A 591-nucleotide genomic window follows, 5' to 3' on the forward strand; every position below is an offset into this window, starting at 1 on the left:
TTACAGTACATCGCGGCATTAAAAGTATCCCGTGTGGCTGGGCTAATTTGGCGATCATACTGACCTCGGGTAGGTACAGCATCAATCTTTAGTAGCTCAGCACCAGAGCGTGCAGGCGTAGCAATTTTGCCTGGATTAAGCTGATTGCGAGGGTCAAAGGTCGACTTGATCTCTTGCAAAAATGGATACAGCTCACCAAAAAACTCAGGAGCATATTCGGAGCGAACCCCTTTACCATGCTCGCCCCATAGTAGGCCTTTATATTTCTGTGTTAGCGCTACCACTCCGTCGGTGATCGTGCGAATCATTGGTTCTTGAGCAGGGTCTTTCATATCAATGGCTGGACGCACATGTAACACGCCTGCATCGACATGGCCGAACATACCATAGGCTAAGTTATGGCTGTCCAATAGTGCACGGAACTCCATGATAAAATCAGCCAAGTTCTCCGGTGGTACGGCAGTGTCCTCTACAAAAGGAATCGGGCGTTTCTCTCCTTCTGCGTTACCAAGCAGGCCTACAGCTTTTTTACGCATTGCCCAGATTTTGCCAATTTCACCGGCTCCACTGGCCCTCATGTACATTATGAAG

The 591-nt window shown here is 48.7% G+C and carries 1 protein-coding gene; it reads right to left on the reverse strand.

What is annotated here, in order from left to right; translation table 11 throughout:
- On the reverse strand, positions 1 to 591 hold a 591-nt coding region (locus BTA35_RS16540), incomplete at both ends, for an FAD-linked oxidase C-terminal domain-containing protein (protein ID WP_274378442.1).

It is taken from the genome of Oceanospirillum linum (assembly GCF_001995095.2).
Classification (GTDB): Bacteria; Pseudomonadota; Gammaproteobacteria; order Pseudomonadales; family Halomonadaceae; genus Oceanospirillum; species Oceanospirillum linum.